16 protein-coding genes are annotated in these 18199 nt (G+C 64.4%); 1 reads left to right on the top strand and 15 read right to left on the bottom strand.

Annotation, left to right across the window (positions count from 1 at the left end):
- Positions 1 to 11: 11 nt before the first annotated feature.
- From ACYVI2_RS18580 to ACYVI2_RS18515, 14 genes are all read right to left on the bottom strand, one after another.
- Positions 12 to 281: a VirB3 family type IV secretion system protein gene (locus ACYVI2_RS18580; RefSeq protein ID WP_415816278.1), complete on the bottom strand. Its 270-nt coding sequence runs from the start codon at positions 279 to 281 to the stop codon at positions 12 to 14.
- On the bottom strand, positions 278 to 661 hold the full coding sequence (locus ACYVI2_RS18575) for a TrbC/VirB2 family type IV secretion system protein (RefSeq protein WP_415816276.1): 384 nt from the start codon (positions 659 to 661) through the stop codon (positions 278 to 280). Before ACYVI2_RS18575 ends, ACYVI2_RS18580 begins: the two co-directional genes overlap by 4 nt.
- The gene (gene trbB, locus ACYVI2_RS18570) at positions 658 to 1692 is read right to left on the bottom strand and encodes a P-type conjugative transfer ATPase TrbB (protein WP_415816274.1); all 1035 of its coding nucleotides are present in this window, start codon (positions 1690 to 1692) and stop codon (positions 658 to 660) included. The genes ACYVI2_RS18575 and trbB overlap by 4 nt, the downstream gene beginning before the upstream one ends.
- Positions 1689 to 2153 carry a CopG family transcriptional regulator gene (locus ACYVI2_RS18565; RefSeq protein WP_415816272.1) on the bottom strand — a complete coding sequence of 155 codons (465 nt, stop codon included), beginning with the start codon at positions 2151 to 2153 and terminating at the stop codon, positions 1689 to 1691. Before ACYVI2_RS18565 ends, trbB begins: the two co-directional genes overlap by 4 nt.
- Complete coding sequence (locus tag ACYVI2_RS18560; RefSeq protein WP_415816270.1) at positions 2150 to 4147, bottom strand: conjugal transfer protein TraG; 1998 nt, start codon at positions 4145 to 4147, stop codon at positions 2150 to 2152. Before ACYVI2_RS18560 ends, ACYVI2_RS18565 begins: the two co-directional genes overlap by 4 nt.
- Before the next feature lie 339 nt (positions 4148 to 4486).
- Positions 4487 to 5431, bottom strand: a complete 945-nt coding sequence (locus ACYVI2_RS18555) for a LysR family transcriptional regulator (protein ID WP_415816268.1) — start codon at positions 5429 to 5431, stop codon at positions 4487 to 4489.
- Positions 5432 to 5447: 16 nt separating this feature from the next.
- Positions 5448 to 6407 carry a LysR family transcriptional regulator gene (locus ACYVI2_RS18550; protein ID WP_415816266.1) on the bottom strand — a complete coding sequence of 320 codons (960 nt, stop codon included), beginning with the start codon at positions 6405 to 6407 and terminating at the stop codon, positions 5448 to 5450.
- Positions 6408 to 6482: 75 nt separating this feature from the next.
- Complete coding sequence (locus ACYVI2_RS18545) at positions 6483 to 7934, bottom strand: efflux transporter outer membrane subunit (protein WP_415816264.1); 1452 nt, start codon at positions 7932 to 7934, stop codon at positions 6483 to 6485.
- A 10-nt stretch (positions 7935 to 7944) separates the two neighbouring features.
- Positions 7945 to 8874, bottom strand: coding sequence for an efflux RND transporter periplasmic adaptor subunit (locus ACYVI2_RS18540; protein WP_415816262.1), 930 nt, complete (start codon positions 8872 to 8874; stop codon positions 7945 to 7947).
- Entirely contained in the window at positions 8867 to 9061 is a 195-nt protein-coding gene (locus ACYVI2_RS18535) for a DUF1656 domain-containing protein (protein WP_415816260.1), read from the bottom strand. Before ACYVI2_RS18535 ends, ACYVI2_RS18540 begins: the two co-directional genes overlap by 8 nt.
- A complete protein-coding gene (locus ACYVI2_RS18530) occupies positions 9051 to 11186 on the bottom strand; it encodes an FUSC family protein (protein ID WP_415816258.1) in 2136 nt (711 codons plus the stop codon). The genes ACYVI2_RS18535 and ACYVI2_RS18530 overlap by 11 nt, the downstream gene beginning before the upstream one ends.
- 120 nt (positions 11187 to 11306) lie before the next feature.
- A complete protein-coding gene (locus tag ACYVI2_RS18525) occupies positions 11307 to 12239 on the bottom strand; it encodes a LysR family transcriptional regulator (RefSeq protein WP_415816256.1) in 933 nt (310 codons plus the stop codon).
- 129 nt (positions 12240 to 12368) lie between these two features.
- On the bottom strand, positions 12369 to 13229 hold the full coding sequence (locus ACYVI2_RS18520; protein WP_460490333.1) for an EamA family transporter: 861 nt from the start codon (positions 13227 to 13229) through the stop codon (positions 12369 to 12371).
- A 7-nt stretch (positions 13230 to 13236) separates the two neighbouring features.
- The gene (locus ACYVI2_RS18515) at positions 13237 to 14121 is read right to left on the bottom strand and encodes a MurR/RpiR family transcriptional regulator (protein WP_415816252.1); all 885 of its coding nucleotides are present in this window, start codon (positions 14119 to 14121) and stop codon (positions 13237 to 13239) included.
- Positions 14122 to 14196: 75 nt separating this feature from the next.
- Here ACYVI2_RS18515 and ACYVI2_RS18510 point away from each other — a divergent pair, with 75 nt between their 5' ends.
- The gene (locus tag ACYVI2_RS18510; protein WP_415816250.1) at positions 14197 to 15093 is read left to right on the top strand and encodes an oxidoreductase; all 897 of its coding nucleotides are present in this window, start codon (positions 14197 to 14199) and stop codon (positions 15091 to 15093) included.
- 698 nt (positions 15094 to 15791) lie between these two features.
- Here ACYVI2_RS18510 and ACYVI2_RS18505 read toward each other — a convergent pair.
- Positions 15792 to 17777 (bottom strand): DUF3363 domain-containing protein, encoded by a 1986-nt coding sequence (locus tag ACYVI2_RS18505; protein ID WP_460490332.1) that lies wholly within the window; start codon positions 17775 to 17777, stop codon positions 15792 to 15794.
- Positions 17778 to 18199 lie beyond the last annotated feature (422 nt).

Raw genomic sequence — 18199 nt, 5'->3', positions numbered from 1 at the left:
GCGGCGCTTCCTCACACGTCCATCAAGGGTTTGTGCTTGAGGTGCTTGGCGAACACCTGCATGAACTGCGGATCGACGCGTGCGCCCCACACGGCCAGCGAATGGCCGACGATCCAAAGCACCACGCCGGGAATCCACAATTGCAGGCCAAGCCCGACGGCAGCGGCCAGCGTGCCGTTGGCAATGGCCACGGTGCGCGGTGCGCCGCCCAACAGAATCGGCTCGGTCAGCGAGCGATGCAGCGGCACCTCAAAGCCCGGCAGATCATGGCCGGCGCTCATACCATCGCCCCGCCGGAGAAGCTGAAGAAAGACAGGAAGAACGAGGATGCGGCAAAGGCGATGGATAGACCGAACACGATCTGGATCAGCTTACGAAAGCCACCCGAGGTATCGCCGAAGGCCAGCGCCAGGCCGGTGGCGATGATGATGATGACCGCCACGATGCGCGCCACCGGCCCCTGGATGGACTCAAGAATCGACTGCAGCGGACTCTCCCACGGCATCGACGAACCGGAGGCCTTGGCCGTGCCGATACTCAGCAGCATCACGGCGGCCATCAGCAGGCCGTGGTGCGCGGGCGCGGCCAGCCGACGCAGTCGCGTCAGCATCGAAACCGGGTTTACGGAAAAGCGCAAAACAGGGGCATGCAACGGGGTCATGGCGAGTCTCCAACGGGGTCGGGGGAAGGTGAAGAGGAAGAAAATGGCAGTGGCATGGATATGGCCGGCGTCAGTGCATCGGTCAGGCGATAACCCGCGCCGTCATAACCGGCGACGCGGGCAATGCACGCGATGCGCCGGCGTCGGCCTCGACCGGCGATATGGATGACGACGTTGACCGCCTCGGCGATCAGCGCACGGGGCGGGTTCACCGCCACTTCCAGAATCAGTTGCTCCAGGCGCAGCAACGCGCCTTGCGCGGAACCGGCATGAATGGTGGCGATGCCGCCGGGGTGGCCGGTGCCCCACACCTTGATGAGATCCAGCGCCTCGCCGCCACGCACTTCGCCCACGACGACGCGATCCGGGCGCAGGCGCATGGTGGCGCGCACCAGTTCGGTCATGGACACCACGCCGGCGCGCGTGCGCAGCGGCACGTGGTCGCGTGCGGCGCATTGCAGCTCCACCGTGTCTTCCAGCACCAGCACACGGTCGCCCGTGGCGGCGATTTCCGCGAGCAAGGCATTGGCAAGCGTGGTCTTGCCGGTACTGGTGCCGCCGGCAATCAGGATGTTCTGGCGTTGCCGCACCGCATCGCGCAGGAACTCAGCCTGTTCTACGCTCATCATCCCGTCGGCGATGTAGCGTTCCAGCGGAATCACGCCGACGGCGCGCTTACGCAGCGCGAAGGCCGGGCCTGGTGCGGCAGGCGGCAACACGCCCTCGAAACGCTCGCCGGTTTCCGGCAGCTCTGCCGTCAACAAGGGCTGGCTGCGATGCACTTCGGCGCCGACGTGCGCCGCCACCAACCGGATGATGCGTTCGCCCTCCTCCTCGGTCAGCTCCGCGCCCATCGGCGCGCGTCCGCTGGAGAGCCGATCCACCCACAGGCTGCGGTCGGGGTTGAGCATGATTTCCACCACGTCCGGGTCTTCCAGCGCTGCGGCAATCAGCGGCCCCATGGCCGTGCGCAGCATGCGGATACGTCGATCCAGGGACGTGATCGTCAGCGATTGCGGCACGGCGCTCATGAAGCACGCTCCTGAGCCTCGGCCAGTGCCGCCGCGTCATCCAGCCTGGCGGTATCCGGTTGCAATTCCTCGACCACGTCACGCACCAGGCTGCGACCGCGCAGTAGATGACGGCCGAGCTGCTCGACGAATTGCTCGAAGCGCGCCTTGCCCTGCGCGCGCGCCGCTTCCTGATGCGCCTCCGGTACCGGCGCGCTCACGGTCAGGTAATAACGCACGAACAGCGCCAGGGTTTCGATGGCGATGTTCTGGTCGCGCTCCAGCCGCTCGAACTGGCGCGTCAACCGATCCAGCCGCTTGGCGATGGCCGCTTCACGCTGATCGCCAGCATCCGGCGACAGCCAGGAGGCCAGCGCCGCCGCGACGATGCTGGATTTGGAGACGCCCTTCTTCGCCGCCAATTCGTCCAGGCGCTTGGCGTGTTCGTGGGCAATGAACAGGTTCAGGCGGTACTGGCTCATAGTTCGATCCCGTCGTGTTGGTCGAGAGAAGCCAGCCGCGCCGTGCGCTGCAGAGCGGGATCTAGCTGGCGAGGAAGTGGCAACGGCGCATCGTCGTCATCGAGCAGCGCCAGGTCATTGCTCGCCAAGCCTTCTTCAGGTCGGTATTCGGTGACCTCCGACAGTTCCGGTTGACGGCGCGGACCATCGTCATCGGCATTGCCCGTGTCCAGGACTTCTGTCGTGACAGGCGCAGCAGGGATCGCCGGCATCGCCAAGCCATGCCAATCATCCGGGCGTGACGGCGGCGCATCGGCGTAGCGCCCTTGCGCCAGCACGGGCGGTGGCAACACACGGCGCTTGAAATTAGCGTCGGCGTAATAGCGCAGCTTTTTGGCCTTGATCGGCGGCAGACTGCTGACCATCACCACCGCCTCGGTCGGCGGCAGCTGCATCACCTCACCAGGCGTGAGCAGTGGACGCGCAGTTTCCTGGCGCGACACCATCAGATGCCCCAGCCACGGCGCCAGCCGATGACCGGCGTAGTTGCGCTGCGCACGCAGCTCGGTCGCCGTGCCCAAAGTTTCGGAGATGCGCTTGGCGGTGCGCTCATCGTTGGTGGCGAACGTCACCCGTACATGGCAGTTGTCGAGGATGGAATGGTTCTGGCCATAGGCCTTGTCGATCTGATTGAGCGACTGTGCGATCAGGAAACTGCGGATGCCGTAGCCGGCCATGAACGCCAGCGCCGTCTCGAAAAAATCCAGCCGCCCCAGTGCGGGAAACTCGTCGAGCATCAGCAGCAGCTTGTGGCGACGCGCGATGCCGTCGCTACCATCCAATGATTCCGTCAAGCGCCTGCCGATCTGATTGAGGATCAAGCGCACCAGTGGCTTGGTGCGGCTGATATCCGAAGGCGGCACCACCAGATACAGGGAAACGGGCGATTCGGCGGCGATCAGGTCAGCGATGCGCCAGTCGCAGCGCGAGGTCACTTCGGCCACCGTAGGGTCGCGGTACAGGCCGAGAAAAGACATGGCCGTGGACAGCACGCCGGAGCGTTCGTTCTCGGACTTGTTGAGCACTTCCCGCGCGGCGGAGGCGACAACCGGGTGCGGCGCATCACCCAGATGGCAGGTGGTCATCATCCGATGCAACGTCAATTCGAACGGACATGCCGGATCGGAGAGGAAATTCGCCACGCCGCGCAGCGTCTTGTCCGTGCCTGCATAGAGCACGTGCAGAATGGCGCCAACCAGCAGCGCGTGCGAAGTCTTCTCCCAATGGTTGCGGCGTTCGAGTGCGCCTTCGGGATCGACGAGGATGTCGGCGATGTTCTGCACATCGCGCACCTCATGGACGCCGCGCCGCACTTCCAGCAGCGGGTTGTAGGCCGCTGATTTGGCATCGGTCGGATTGAACGGCAGGCAATGCGAAAAGCGTGAACGCCAGCCGGCGGTGATCTGCCAATTTTCGCCCTTGATGTCGTGTATGACGGCGGATGCCGGCCAGCTCAGCAAGGTCGGTACCACCAGGCCCACGCCCTTGCCCGAGCGCGTCGGCGCAAAGGTCAGGACGTGTTCCGGGCCTTCATGGCGCAGGTATTGCCCGCGGTATGCGCCGAGGAAAACCCCGGCCGGCTTGTCCAGCCCCGCCTTGCGGATGTCGGCCATTTGCGCCCAGCGAGCCGACCCGTAAGTCGTGACCAGCTTGGATTGGCGTGAACGCCACACCGACATGGCGATGGCCACGACGACAGCCAGCAGGCCACTACCACCGGCGATGGCACCACCGACGTCAAAGGTCTTGGGCGCATAGGCGCCATAGAAAAACCACCACTCGAACAACCGCCACGGGTAGTAGACCGGCGTATCGAAGGCGGCGAACCAGGGCGCGCCCAGGCGTAGCTGGTAGTCCAAAGCAGCGGCCGTCCATTGTGTGGCAGCCCACACGCCGGCGATCACGATGCCGGAAACCACGGCAATCTGCCCGAACAGCACGCCTTGACCTTGCATCCTGGCCTCCGTTCTCTCCTATACAACACGCGGCACAAAAGCGTGCCGTACAGGCGAGGATCGGGCTCAGGTCAATCGCTGGTCAAAGACTGTTATCGACAGAAAGGTCGAGAAAAAAGCAAGATTTCCAGTAACAGCACAGTACGGACAGTCATAGCCAGCAAGGGCACACTACGACGTAACGAGAGAAAAATGGAAATTTGTAGACGGGTCGAACGTAATCAACTGCATGGGATCAGACGCCAGCTCTTAAACAGTCGACACGTTTTTTACTCTCTGGCGTTTCGGTGTGACAGCAGACTGTCGATATCGCAATCAACAAGCATCGAATGGTTCTCTTCATGGCCCGAACTCCTCCAGGGAATCGGGATCGTCGTCCAATGTTGACCCAGTGTCTACCGGTGACTCGATAGTCCGTACGCGCTCAATGAAACGAGCCAGGGTTTCCGAAGGTTCCCTATCCAGGCGTAGGAGATAGGTTGTAAGCAGGGGCGAGCGAGCGGCCAGTGGCCGCGCGATGACGCCTTGTTCTCGGCTAGCCGCGATATATGTGGCGCCGGTCAGCGCCAGGGCGAAACCGGCTGAAACCAACGCCATCATCAGGTCGCAGGACGCGACCCGCTCGGCAACCAACGGTTCTGTGTCCACACGGCGCAGCACGCGCTCGACCTGCCTCGCATGGCCTTCGCACGCTTGCTGATCGCATAGCACCAGTGGGTAACGCAGCAGTTCTTCGAGCGGGATGCGCTTGTGGGCCAGCAAGGGATGCCTCGCGGGCACGGCCACCATCAGCGGATCACTCCAGACGGGCAAAGTCACGACGCCATCTCCGACTTCATCGGCGCAGGCAAAGCCCACGTCGTACAGGTCATCATGCAGCCCCTTGATCTGCTGTGCCAGAGGAACTTCAGTCAAGCGGATTTCGATTTCTGGTTCTTCCTGCCGGCACAAAGCCAGCAAAGCAGGTAGGCGCGATGGCGTAATGCCGTCTGACAGTGCGATGCGCAACTGACCATAAAAACCGTTGGCGGCCGCATCCACGCTGTCGCGCGCCTGCTGTAAAGCGGCAAAGACACGCGGCACATGATCCAGGAACAGCTTCCCCGCTCGAGTCAACCGCGTGCTGCGGGTGGTACGTGCGAACAGCACCACACTCAATTCTTCTTCCAGCTCCTTAATAGCCCGAGACAGCGGCGACTGCTCCATGTGCAACCGCTCAGCAGCACGGGCGAAATGGAGCTCCTCTGCTACAGCCAGAAAACAGCGTAAGTGGCGAATTTCCATTGCATGGCTCTATTAATTACCGTTGTAAACCAGTGTGCGTGAGATCCACAGAGCACAAACCCAGCCTGGTGATATTTAATTTCAGTGCGCTTGCATGCTGGATCAACTCATCGATGAAGACCCGCACACGGGCAGGCGGTGTGCGGCCCGAATACACGGCATGCAACGTGACTGGGGCAAGGCGCCATGTGGGTAATACCGGTATCAGTGATTCGCTGTTCGTCGTCGTGAGGGGCAGCGCTACGATGCCCGCGCCTTCGCATGCGAGACGGTAAGCCAGGTCCAGGTCATTGAGAACAAGGTGGCTTTGAGGTTTGACGACGAGCGGTTGCTCCGAGTGGTGAAAGGTCCAACTGGCGAGCTCTTTACATAGGTCGGCATACACACAATCATGTCGGGCCAACTCGCCGGGATGTTTAGGCATACCGCGTGTTTTTAGATATTGCTCGCTGGCATAGAGACCGAATTCGATTTGAGCAATATTGCGTAAGATCAGATCGCTGTTGCTCTGTGTTCCCCAGCGCAACGCGACATCAAAATCGCGATGCTGCTCCCATTGAAGGTCTTGGTGGCAGTCGTAGTGGATCTGTAAATCAGGCCAGGCACGCGCGAACTGCGGAATAAAGGCTGGCAATTGAATCGCGTCCAGCGTATCTGGAAGCAATACCTTGAGTGTGCCGCGTAGTTGCGCGGTATGCTCCAGTAATAGATCCTGAGCGTCGTGTGCCTGTTCGATGAGTTTATGGCAGTGTTCGTAATAGAGCTTGCCCGCCTCGGTCAACAGGATTCGCCGAGTGCTGCGCGACATAAGCTGCACGCCCAGGTGCTCCTCAAGCGAGCTCAGACGGCGTGATACTGTCGAGGCGCTCACCCCTATCAACTCGGCAGTGCAGGAAATGCTGCGTTGTTTGGCGACTAGTACAAAAACTGCAATATCGTTGAAATCAAAGTCGAGGCTTGGTCCCGTTCGGTCCATGACATTAGCTTTTTGGAGTTGATGACGGATCGGCGCAATGAAACTCCGCGTCGCCACTGTTTCTGCATTGACGGGTTAATCGGACTCAGGGTCCAATGCCGTGTCCGCCCCTCCCGCACCCAGCGCCTTGTACAAGGCAATGCCTCCTTGCAGTTGCGCCAGTTGGCTGAGGGCGAGCGCATCGCGTGTCTGGTTCAGGCTGCGCTGCGCCACCAGCACCGGCAAATAGGCACTCATCCCACGCGCATAGAGTCGGGTCGCCTGCCCCAGGGCCTGTTGGCTATCGGCCACAGCCTTCTGCAACGAGGCTTGCCGCTGGCGTTCGCTGGTCCATGCGGTCAAGGCGTCTTCCACGTCGCGCAACGCCGAACGCACGTCCCGCTCGTAGACGCGCCGCACGGCGTCGGCGTTGGCCTGCGCCGCGGTCACGCCTGCCTGCGCGCGGCCCGCGTCGTAGAGGGACTGGCTACCCTGCATCGCCGCCGACCACGCCAGGCTGGCGCCTGAGAACAGGTCGTGGATGACGCTGGCGGTGGTACCGAACCCCAGGGGAATGCGGAACGCGGGAAAGCGTGCGGCCTCGGCCACGCCAATCTGCGCGGTGGCGGCGGCCAGGCGTCGTTCGTCCGCACGCAGGTCGGGGCGTTGGCGAATAACTTCCGAAGGGAGTGACAGCGGCAAGTCGGCCGGCATGGGCAATGCCGGTGCGGACGTGGCGAGGTCGGCATGCCAATCCCCGGGAAAGCCGCCCGCCAGCACGCCGATGGCATGACTGAAACGGGCGATGTCCGCTTCCAGCAAAGGCGGTTGCGCCTCGGCCGTTTCGCGCTCAGCGCGGGCCTGGGTGACGTCGGCCAGCGTGCCCAAGCCGCCCCGGTGTGCCTGTTCGGCCAGGCGTTCGGCTTCGGCCAGCGTACGGATATTGTCTTGCGCAATGGCCAGACGCAATTGCGCGGCGCGCAGCCCGGCGTAGTCGGATACCAATTCGGCCACGAGACTCACTTGCAGCGCGCGATGGTCTTCGGCGAGCGCCTGGATGCCGGCGTCAGCGGCTTCGACCGCGCGGCGCGTGCCGCCAAACAAGTCCAGTTCCCAACTGGCATCGAATCCGAGGTGCCAGGTTCGTGCCCGCCCGCCGGGCTGCGCGCTGAGTGCCTTGCTACTGCGCACCGCCTCGCCGGCGGCGCCGACCGAGACTTCGGGCATGGCGGCTGATGCGATCTGCACGCGTTCGGCGCGTGCCTGGCGCAGGCGTGCCAAGGCAATATCTAGGTCCTGGTTATGTGTCAGGGTCTGATCGACCAGGCGGTCGAGCAACGGATCCTGGAAGGCGCGCCACCAGGTGCGCAGGCCATCGTGGTCGCCATCGGACATGGTGGCGTCGGCCTCGATCCAGTGCGCGGGCACATCCAGCGTCGGCGTGCGGTAGTCCGGGCCCACGGTGGTGCAGCCGGCCAGGACGGCCAACAGTGAGGCCAGCATTGCCTGCTGAAGGCGCGGCTGTGTGCAGGGGATGGGTGCATGCATGGCTTTGTCCTCACATCCAGCGGTGTAACAGCGAAATCAGTCGGCCCTGCGGTACCGGCGTGCCTGCCGAAGGCGTGACCTCAATGCTGCCGGTCATGCCGGCGGCCAGCACTAGCTCATGCGGGACATGCTCGAACTCGACGCGCACGGGAATGCGCTGCGCCAGTCGAACCCAACTGAAGCTGGGTTCCACGCTCGGCAGCCCCTGCGCGTCGGCTTGCTGGTTGCTGTCGGTGATGCCGCGCCCAATGCTGGCCACCCGCCCTGGCAACACTTGGTCGAAGCCCATCAGGCGGATTTGCGCCGCCGCGCCGGGCTTGATGCCGCGCAGTTTGGTTTCCTCGAAATACCCGGTGATCCAGAAGCTATGGGCGTCGATCAGGGCCAGGTTCGGCTGGCCCGCCACGGCGTAGTCGCCCTTGTTCAAGCGCAGGCGCGTGACGTAGCCATCGGTTGGCGCACGCAGTTCGGTGCGCGCCAGATCCAGCTTCGCCCTGTCCACGGTGACCCGCGCACCGCGCAGTTCGGCCTGGGCGATGGCCACGGCCTGATTCGCTCGCTGGATGTCCTCAGCGGGCACCAGGCTTTCCATGCCCCGGCGCCGCCGCGCCTCCTCGGTTTTCTGGCGCAGAGACACCTCGGCCGCCGCCAACTGCGCCTCGGCCTGGGCCAGCGCCAGCGCGAAGCTGGCATTGTCGATGCGATAGAGCACCTCGCCGCGCTTTACGTATTGATCGTCCGCCACCGAGACCTCGGCGACGGTGCCTGACACCTCGGGGGCGATACGCACGATCTGCGCGCTGACACGGCCATCGCGGGTCCAGGGGGCGATGACGTAGGCGCGCCACAGCGCGCTGACCAGGAACCCGGCGGCAACGACCACCGCGAGAGTGAGTCCTGCCCGCAGCAGGCGCTGGGCGGGAAAGGAGCGTTCAGACATAAAGCACCAACAGGGAAACAAGGCAAAGGGAGATGGCGAACTCGAACAGGCCTGGATGCCACACCCATCGCAGCACCCCGCTACGCGCGAGCACGAAGCGCAGGCCCAGATAGATCGGCAGCGTCAGGCAGGCGTAGGCAAAGAACGGCGGCAGGTAGATGCCGGCCAACGAGAACTCACTGAGCATGGATTTGGCCTCCAGAGGGGGACGGAACGTCGTTCTCATGGCGTTCCAGCAGCGCGGCGATATCGAGCAGTACGGCGGTCACGCGCCGCACGTCATCCATCGCGGCGCTGGATCGCGCCGGTAATCGCGCCAAGGAGGACGCCGCGCGGCGGGCATGGCGTGCGGCCCGCGCGGGTTCACCGGCCCGCTGGCGCATATGACGCAGGGTGCGCGCCGCCACGCGCGCCCACTCGGCATCCGGAGAGGCTTGGCGTAGCCACCGGCGAAGGCGCAGCACCTCCCGGCCCAGATGCAGGCTGGTCAGCGCCTGGGCGACGGCGCGATCCATCGCCTGCGGCTGCGTTCTGAGCAAGGCGCCGAGTTGCGCGATGCGATGCTGCTGGCGCCATTGCCAGGCCGACGCATCCGTCGGCTCGCCGCGCAAGGTGCCCAGCGCCGCGTCGCGGATGCGCTGGCGCAAGCGCGTGACGTCACGCGCTCCGTTGCGTGGCAGCACGATCCTGAAGCCCAGCAGCGTGAAACACGTCGCCAGGATCCAGGCCACGGCGCCATTGAGGAACAGCGCAAAGTCGTAGCGCATCGGGTTGTCCGCCGCCGCCAGCGTCGTGAACGCCACCAGATAGGCCACGCCCGCCAGGGCATAGCGCGGCATCGTGGTGGCATACACACCGGGCAGCCAGAACAGGCTCAGGATCACCAGCAGCAGCGGCAGGCCCGAGACGTGAGGCAGCACGATGAAGGTGCACAGGAAGGCCATCACCACGGCGGCCACCGTACCCTTGATGAATTCGACCGCACCCAGCGCGGGATTGGGCGCGGTGGACAGCAGCGCGCAGGCCGCCGCCAACCCCGCCAGCATCATGTTGCCTTCCGTCCAGCCGGTGGCGATCCAGAAGGCGCCGCCCATCACCACGGTCAACAAGGCGCGTACGCCGTTCTGGAGGGCTGCCGCGGTGTCGCGGTGGAACGGCACGGACACGCGCGCCGGCGTCGGCCTGGGTTGGTGGAAACGTTCGATGCCTTCGAGGGCTTGCAAGTAATCGTCGAGTTGCTCGACCAGGCGGTCGCCCGCGATCATCAGTGTGGCTTGCTCGGAGGCGTCGTCGAGCGAGGTGACCGTGAGCGCGTCCCTCAGCCGGGTGCGCAGGTCGGTCAAAAGCTGGATGGCATGTGCTCTTTCGGCCTGGCCGGGTTCCTGCCCTAGCGACTGGCCCACCTCCCGCCATACCTTTTCCCAGTCCGGTTGCAACGCGCTCAGTACAGCGAGGCTGGCGCTGTGTCCGTGCAGGGGCGGCGCACCGCCCACCAGAGCGGAAAACAGCGAGACCATGGTGTGCCGCACAGTGCCGGCACGATGGGCCAGGTCGGCGGATTCGGCCTTGCCCAGCGCCAGCAGATCGTCCACGCCGTAGACCTCGGTGATGAGGGAGCGCCGTCCGGCATCGAGCGGCTTGGCATCGGGTCCGCCGCTTCCTTGAATGGCCTGGTGATGCGTCGCAAGCATGCCCGCCGTGGCGGCCGCAAGGCGGTCGAGCAGCGAGGCCAGGCGGCTGTGCACGCTGCGGCTGCTGAAAAGGGCCGAGACCAGCGCCAGGCAGACCACGCCGATCATCACGGACGCCCCGCGTCCCATTACTTGGTCGAAGGTGCGTTCCGGATGCTGCATGGCGCCGTAGGCCGCCAGGCCCACGGTATAGCCTGCCAGCGTGGCGCCATAGGCCCGGAAATGACGCAGCAGGGTCATGCTTACCACGCACGCCCCCAGCCACAGGCCGAAACCGAGCAGGAACAACCAGGGCATCTGGCCGAAGGCGCTCATCAGCACGAAGGCCGCCAGCATGCCGACCAGCGTACCCAGCACTCGCCACACTCCCTTGCCGACCACGCCGCCCTGGACGGGGTTGATGACCAGCAGCACGCTGGAAGCCGCTGCATAGGGACCGTGCAGTTCCAGCAGATACGCCACCACCAAGGCCAGACACGCGGCCAGGATCGACCGCATCACATAGGTCGCGCGTGGGGTGCTCAGGTCGAGATAAGGCAGGCCACGCGCCAACCGCTCCCGCAACCGGGATAGGCGTAAGGAGACGCCTGAATCCGTGTCAGGCACGTTCGCCAAATGCACGATGCAACCCTTCTACAGTGATCAATACGCATCACTGTAGGCAGGGTCGATCATTACGAAAAGTGAATTTATTGCATTCAGATGACTGCGTAAAACGCATTCATAGAGCCAGTCACCTAGTTAGGGCTTGGCGCGCATTGCCGCTTGCGCTTGGCTCTCATTGCAGAGCGTATGGATGGTCTGTCGCAGCCATTGATGGGCCGGGTCGCCCTCCAGACGCGGGTGCCAGGCTTGTGTCAGCAGCACGGTTTCCAGCGGTGTCGGCAAATCGAACACGCGCATACGCAGGCCCGCGGACAGCGCGGTAGTGGCCAGATGCTGGGGCAAGGGCAACAGCAGATCCGAATCTTGCAATGCGAACAGTGCCGTGTACGGATTGGGCAGTACCAAGGCGACGTGTCGACGCAGCCCCTGCGCCTCCAGCGCGGCATCGACTGGCCCGACGGCCTTGCCACGCCGCGACACGTTGATGTGCTCCCAGCGCGTGAGGCGCTCGGGCGTGATTTCTTCGTCGAAGATCGGATGGTTGGCGCGCGCGACGCCCACGAACGTCGTGGTGAACAGGGACTGCACGCGAATCTCCGGCCCCAGCTTGCGCGAGGCGCTGATGAACAGGTCGATGCGACCGCTGCGCAGCGCCTCATCGTCCACGTCGTCTTCCTCTGGCGAAAAACGCAGCATCGCTCGAGGCATCTCACGCGCCATCGCATCCAGGAGATGGCCCAGATGGATGCTCACGAACTCATCGGTGGCGCGGACGTTGAAACGCCGATCCAGCGATTTCAGGTCGATCTCAGCATCGGAGGCGAACACCTGCGAGGCCTGTTCGACCGCCAGCCGCACCTGCTCACGCAGCGCCAGCGCCCTGGGCGTGGGCACGAGCTTGCGGCCAACCTGGACGAACACCGGATCGCCCAGCGCCTCTCGGATACGGCTCAAGGTGCGACTCATCGCCGGCGCGCTGAGATGCATGCGGCGTGCGGCGCCGATGACGCTGCCCTCGTCGAGCAGCGCATCCAGCGCCAGCAGGAGATTGAGATCAGGACGCGACATGGCTGGCCCTCCTATGATTTACCTTCATGCAATCATAGGCTCTTTCGTATAGCGAACGAAGCATTCAACGGCAAGCCTGCATTCAGTCCATCATCAACTAATGAATGCGCACCAGCGCGGCAAAAAGCATCACAGACTGATTGCCGCGATTCCGATCAGCACGACGACCGCACCCACGATGCGGCGCGCGAGATGGTCCTCACGAAAGAGTAGATACGCGAAGAGGGAACCGATGATGATGGACGACTCGCGCAAGGGGGCGACAAGCGCAAGAGGCGCCGCCTGCATGGCGTTCAACACCAGGATGTAGGCCAGTGGGGAGAAGATGGCCACGATGAGAATAGGCGCGGCATTGGCACGAAGTGCTGCGGGGATGTGCCGTCGCTGCCGCAGTGCGCCTGGTGTCAGGGTCAGGCCTTGCAGCAGAAGCGTTCCCGCGTAGTAGCCCACTGGCGCCACATGCAGCGACGTGACCGCGTAGCTGTCCCAGACGGTATAGCTGGCGATGGTGGCACCTGTGGCGGCCCCCCAAAGCATGCCCTGGAGCGGGCGGCGACTGCCGCTTCGGAACGGGTTGCCTGCGACGACAAGCACGCCTGAGACAACCAGGAGTGCTCCGAACAACGCGACGAAATTTAGCCACTCGCCCAGAACAAGAATCGCGAACAGCATCGTCAGCACCGGCCCCGTGCCACGAGCGATCGGATAAACCACCCCAAGGTCGGCGCGATCGTAGCCAGCCTGCAAGGTCAGCGAGTACGCGATGTGCAATGCCGCCGAAACAACCGCTGCCACCGCCAACTGCCCATCCATCGTCTGCTGCCCTTGCACCATGAGACCGACCGCGATAGGGATCCACAACAGCGTCGAAGCGCAGCTGTAGGCCCAGACGAACAGCAAGGTGTTGCCTCGTTTGTACTTCGAGGCCAGGTTCCACACCGCATGCGCTACCGCTGCGGCAAGGACCATGGCAATGGTGTCGGGCTGCATCAGGGCATCAGGAAATGTCAGGCAGATCAATGCCTGCCCGCTCCGCCAAGCGGCTGCGATCTGGATCGCGCAGCGCAAGGGTGGCGACCAGCGCATCAAGAACGACGAGTTGCGCCAGCCGACTTCCCGCAGCGGCCATCTGTGCCGGTAGCGGCGCGCCGCCGACGACAAGTGCGACGTCCGCGAGGGTTGCTAAAGGCGTGTCGTACTGGTTGGTGATGGCAATCAGCGAGGCGCCGGCCGATGACGCTGCATCGGCGACGGCAAGCGTGGATGACGTGCGGCCAGTCGAACTGACGGCGATGACGACGTCCTCGGCGCCCAGGAGCCGTGCTGCAATCATGGCCGACAAGTGATCCGGGATGCTCACGGTCATCACGCCGACCGCGCGCAGACGGAAGACCGCATCGGCAGCAACCGTCGAGGAAGGACCGGCACCGAACGCAAAGACCTGCCGCGCGTCCTGTATCAAACCGACGGCCTTATCAAGCGAAGAGAGTTCGATGGCCCCGCCCAGCGCAGTCAATGCATCGGTGCCGGCACGGATGGAGGTTTCCAGCACGGAGGCCGACGTCGCATCCGCGCTGAGCACTTCGGGCGGAGCGAAGAACCGGGCTGTGCCGCGAGCACGGGCAATTTCGATCTTCAGTTCGGGAAAGCCGCTGAACCCAAGCGCACGCGCCGCGCGGATCACCGTAGGCGGCGAAACACCGGCCCGGACAGCAACCTGGACGGTCGTGCTGGTCCCAACAAACAAAGGATCGCTGAGCAGCAGATCGACAACCTTAGCCTCGCTCGCGGCGAGGTCGCCGCTTCGTGCTTGAATACTGCCGATCCATTGCCGCAATCGTTGCTCGGCCTCTGTAATTAAATTACCAACATCCTTATGCATATGTAATATATTACATTCACCGTACGAGGGACACAACCTGCCCTTGGATAGATGCCCTTAAAGGAATCCACTTTCATGGCCACTAAAATCATCCCTGTTGTCGCAGTCGTGGGGCCCGGCGCGATCGGCACCACGGTCGCGGCGATGCTGCATGAGGTCGGCCGCACACCCTTGCTGTGTGGACGGACTCCCCGCGATCACCTGACGCTGCTGGAAGATGGCCGTCCCATGACTGTCCCCGGCCCGGTTCGGACGAGCCAGAAGCAGATCACACACGCGGCTGATCTTGTGTTTCTGGCAGTCAAGACCACGCAGATCGATGCGGCAGCAGAATGGCTCTCGGCGCTGGTCGGCCCGCAAACCGTCGTGTGCGTCTTGCAGAACGGGATCGAACAGATTGAGATGGTGCGCCCGCACGCGCCAGGCGGGCACATCGTCCCCGCTGTCGTGTGGTTTCCTGCGCAGACGCAATCCGATGGCTCGGTCCGCCTGCGCGGCGAGGCGCGCCTGACTCTGCCAGACACGGCTGCCGCGCGTGTCGTGGCCCAGGCACTGCAAGGCACGCGGTGCGCCGCGGACTTGGCCGAAAACTTCAGTTCCCTGGCCTGGCGCAAGCTGTTGCAGAACGCGGTAGCAGGCCTCATGGCACTCACACATCGTCGTTCGGGCATGTTCAGCCGCGCTGACATCGCCGGGCTGGCGCTGGCCTATTTGCGGGAATGCCTGGCCGTGGCAAACGCAGAGGGCATTGAACTCGGTGTGGAAGTGCCGCAAGAGATCCTCGGCAAATTCCAGTCGGCCCCTGCGGACATGGGCACCTCCATCCTCACGGATCGGGAAACTGGCCGACCACTGGAATGGGATATCCGCAACGGCATCATCGCGCGTCGCGGCCGGGCTCACGGTGTTCCGACGCCGATCAGCGACATCCTGGTGCCGCTGCTCGCGGCTGCGAGCGACGGTCCAGGCTGACGTTACGGCATATGCTCTCACTATCGCTTATTTTCCTCTTCGCACTTGGCGCAGGCGTCCTCAGCGGTATGATTTGCACAGGCTCGTCACTGATCATGCTGCCCGTCCTTGTGAGCTTGTACGGGCGACGGAGCGCTGTGCCCATCATGGCGATCGCCTCTCTGTTCGGCAATATCGGATGAGCGATCGCTTGGTGGCACGAATTTCGTTGGCGACGGGTGCTTGCTACTCGCTGACCGGTGTTCCAGCAGCAGTGTTAGGCGCCCCCCAACGCTGCTGACGATTCCACCCGCCATCGTGGACGTATTCCTAGCCGCCTTCTTCCTCGCGATGATCCCGCTACGCCCCATCATCAGGCGCGCTCATGTCCACCTGCGCATCTGGCATATGAGCCCTCGCTGGGGCGCTGGTCGGATTTCTTACCGGATTAGTATTGTCCACCGGACCGCTCAGCGCGCCGGTCTTCTCTGGTTACGGCATGAGCAGTGGCGCATTCCTCGGATCGGAGGCGGCAAGCGCAATCCTTCTATACGCGGGCAAGCTCGGCACCTTCGACGCATCCGGCGCGCTCACTCCCCCTGTTGTATTGCGAGGACTCACCATCGGCATTGCGTTGCTCGCTGGTTCGATGATCGCGAAGCGTCTCCTCAGGCGGCTCCAAGCGCATACCTTCGAGCTTCTCATGAATGCATGCCGTTTCAACCAACAGTTGGCCCACGCTGCCGTCCAATCTCCCACGACACGCCGCCACCGCGCACCATCGCGGCAAGCTGCTGCCCCAGCCTCTGCTCGATCACCGGACGCCACGGAACCAAGCTGAATCCCATTCCGTCATCGAGCATCGCGTAGCGCCCGCTGGCGAGCATGACGGAGCGTTGATAGATGCCGGCCACGCGCTGCCCGTCAGTCACCGGGCGATGCTCCAAGCCAGTGTCGGCGGCAATGTCCTTGGCGACTTGCGTCAGTTCCCGATTGCGCAGGGTTCCCAGCAAGTTGCGGGCGAGAATCACGCGCTGCCCGCGCTGCTCGGCCAGCCCCTGTTCGGCCAGGAAATCGGCGCGCTGCTGCATCGCCTGCTTCACTTCGCCGCCAAAGCCCAGCTCGCCCAGGCCCGAGCCACCGCCGATCAACTGCTGGTCGAGCCAGGTGGCACCAATCACGCGCGCCTGCCTCTCGATGGACAGGTGCGATTTCAGTTCCACGGCCACGCCGCCCAGGCGCTGCGCATCGTACTGGCGGCCACGCTCGGCCAGGTCGTCGGGCACCTTCCATAGTCCTTCGGTCACGCGCGCGACGATGCCGGCCCGGCGTAACGCTTCCAGCCGCCGGACATGGGCGGCGACAACCTCCTGCGGGTCGCGTCCGGGCTTGGCCCGGCCCTGTTCGATGGCCAGGTGGTGATCGGCGCGGTACAGGCCATCACTCGCCAGCGCGGCGATGTTCTTGTCGGCGGCGCGCACGTCGGCCGAACCCTTCACCTCCACCACCGCGCCCGTGGGATAGTTCGCCAGCTCGTCACGGGCGTTCAGTGCGACGTAGTGGGCCTTGCCATCTGTGCCGTCGATGACCAGATAGCCTCGGTCGCGCAGTTCGTCGGCCAGCCCCTTGGCAGCCACGCGGCCGATGATGGTGCGGCCGTCGTCGCCCGGCTCGAACACCGCTAACTCGCGCTGCTGGCCGCGCATGGCCCGTTGCATGGTGCGGATGATGTCGCCACGCTCACCCAGGGCGCGCAAGGTCTTCTCGGCATCGGCATGTATGACCCAGGAGCCGGGCTGCGCCTCGTCGGTCAAGCCCAGGCGCTGCAAGCGTTGCAGGCGGCCGATCAGCAGCAGGCGCTGGCGTAGCAGTCGAGGTTCGTTGAAGCGCTCGACCTGCACCCGGCCGTCCTCGCCGACCTCACGTTGCAACGTGCGATCCAGGCTCGTCCACCGTTCCTGATCCATCTCGCGCCCCAAGGCCTGCTGAATCTCCAGCTCGGTGCGCGGCCCCAGCCATTCGGTCGCCAGTTCGGCGGCGCGATGGCGGAAGCCGTGGGCGATGTAGTCGCCCGCGATGATGAGGTCTTTGCCGGTGTCGTCGCGCCCGCGCACGATCAGGTGGGTGTGCGGATTGTCGGTGTTCCAGTGATCCACCGCCACCCAATCCAGCCGCGTGCCCAGGTCGGCTTCCATGCGGTTCACCAGATGCCGGGTGTAGGTGCGCAGGTCGTCCAGTTCCGCGCCGTCTTCCGGGGAAACGATGCAGCGAAAATGGTGCCGGTCGTCGGCGCAGCGTTCCTTGAAGGCGTCCAGCTCAGCTTCGTCGGCCTGTGGCCCGTAGGCCCGGCCGGGTTCGCCATCGCGGCCTGCGCCGTCGCGCTCGACGTAGCGCAGGTGCTTGGCGAGCGATTGCGGGCTGGCCCCCTGGTGATTGACCAGCAGCGTCTTGATGGTCACGCGCCGCGACATGGGCGTTAGCTTCGCCCCGGCGAAGCGCGCTGCCGTGTGGCCACGCCCCAGGCGCGAGCCGGGGCGCTGGCCGGTGCCACGCGCCGATACCGGACGGCGCACCGTGGACTTGCCGCCGCTGGCCTTGCCAGCCTGCTTAAGCACCTTGGAAACGAAGCTCTGGCCCTGGCCTTTGCTCCGGTCCTTCAAGGCGCTGGGGCGCACGCGGAAATCGTCGTCGCGGCGGTCGGTCATGGCTGCGGTCCCTGCAAGCTATGGCGTGTCCGGTCGTGCGGAGCACGCGGACATGCCTGCATTGGCGCGGGCCTCGCACCCCACGCGGCACGGCGGCGAAGCCGCTCCGTGCCGCGCCACCCCCACGTGCAGACTGGCTTTCGACGCGGCCCGGTGCCGCGTCCTTTTGTCTTGCCTTCCGCCTTTGCCTGTCGCTGGTGCTCCAGGCGTCGGCGGCCCGGCGGCGCTGCGCTGCTTGCAGCCAGCCCGCCGGCGAACGCGCAGATGGGCATGCCGATGGCCGTAGACCGGGCGCGTTCGAGGCAAGACGCCTGCACGTTGGACGGCTACGCCGGAGACAGCGCGACGTGCGGTGCAGATGCACTCGCACTGCACACGCGACGACATGCGGAAAGCCACTGGATCGACATGCCCGATGGCAC

The organism is Bordetella tumbae, from assembly GCF_054780995.1.
Note: the sequence above shows the minus strand (reverse complement) of the source record. Positions and strands in the feature narration are given on the sequence as shown.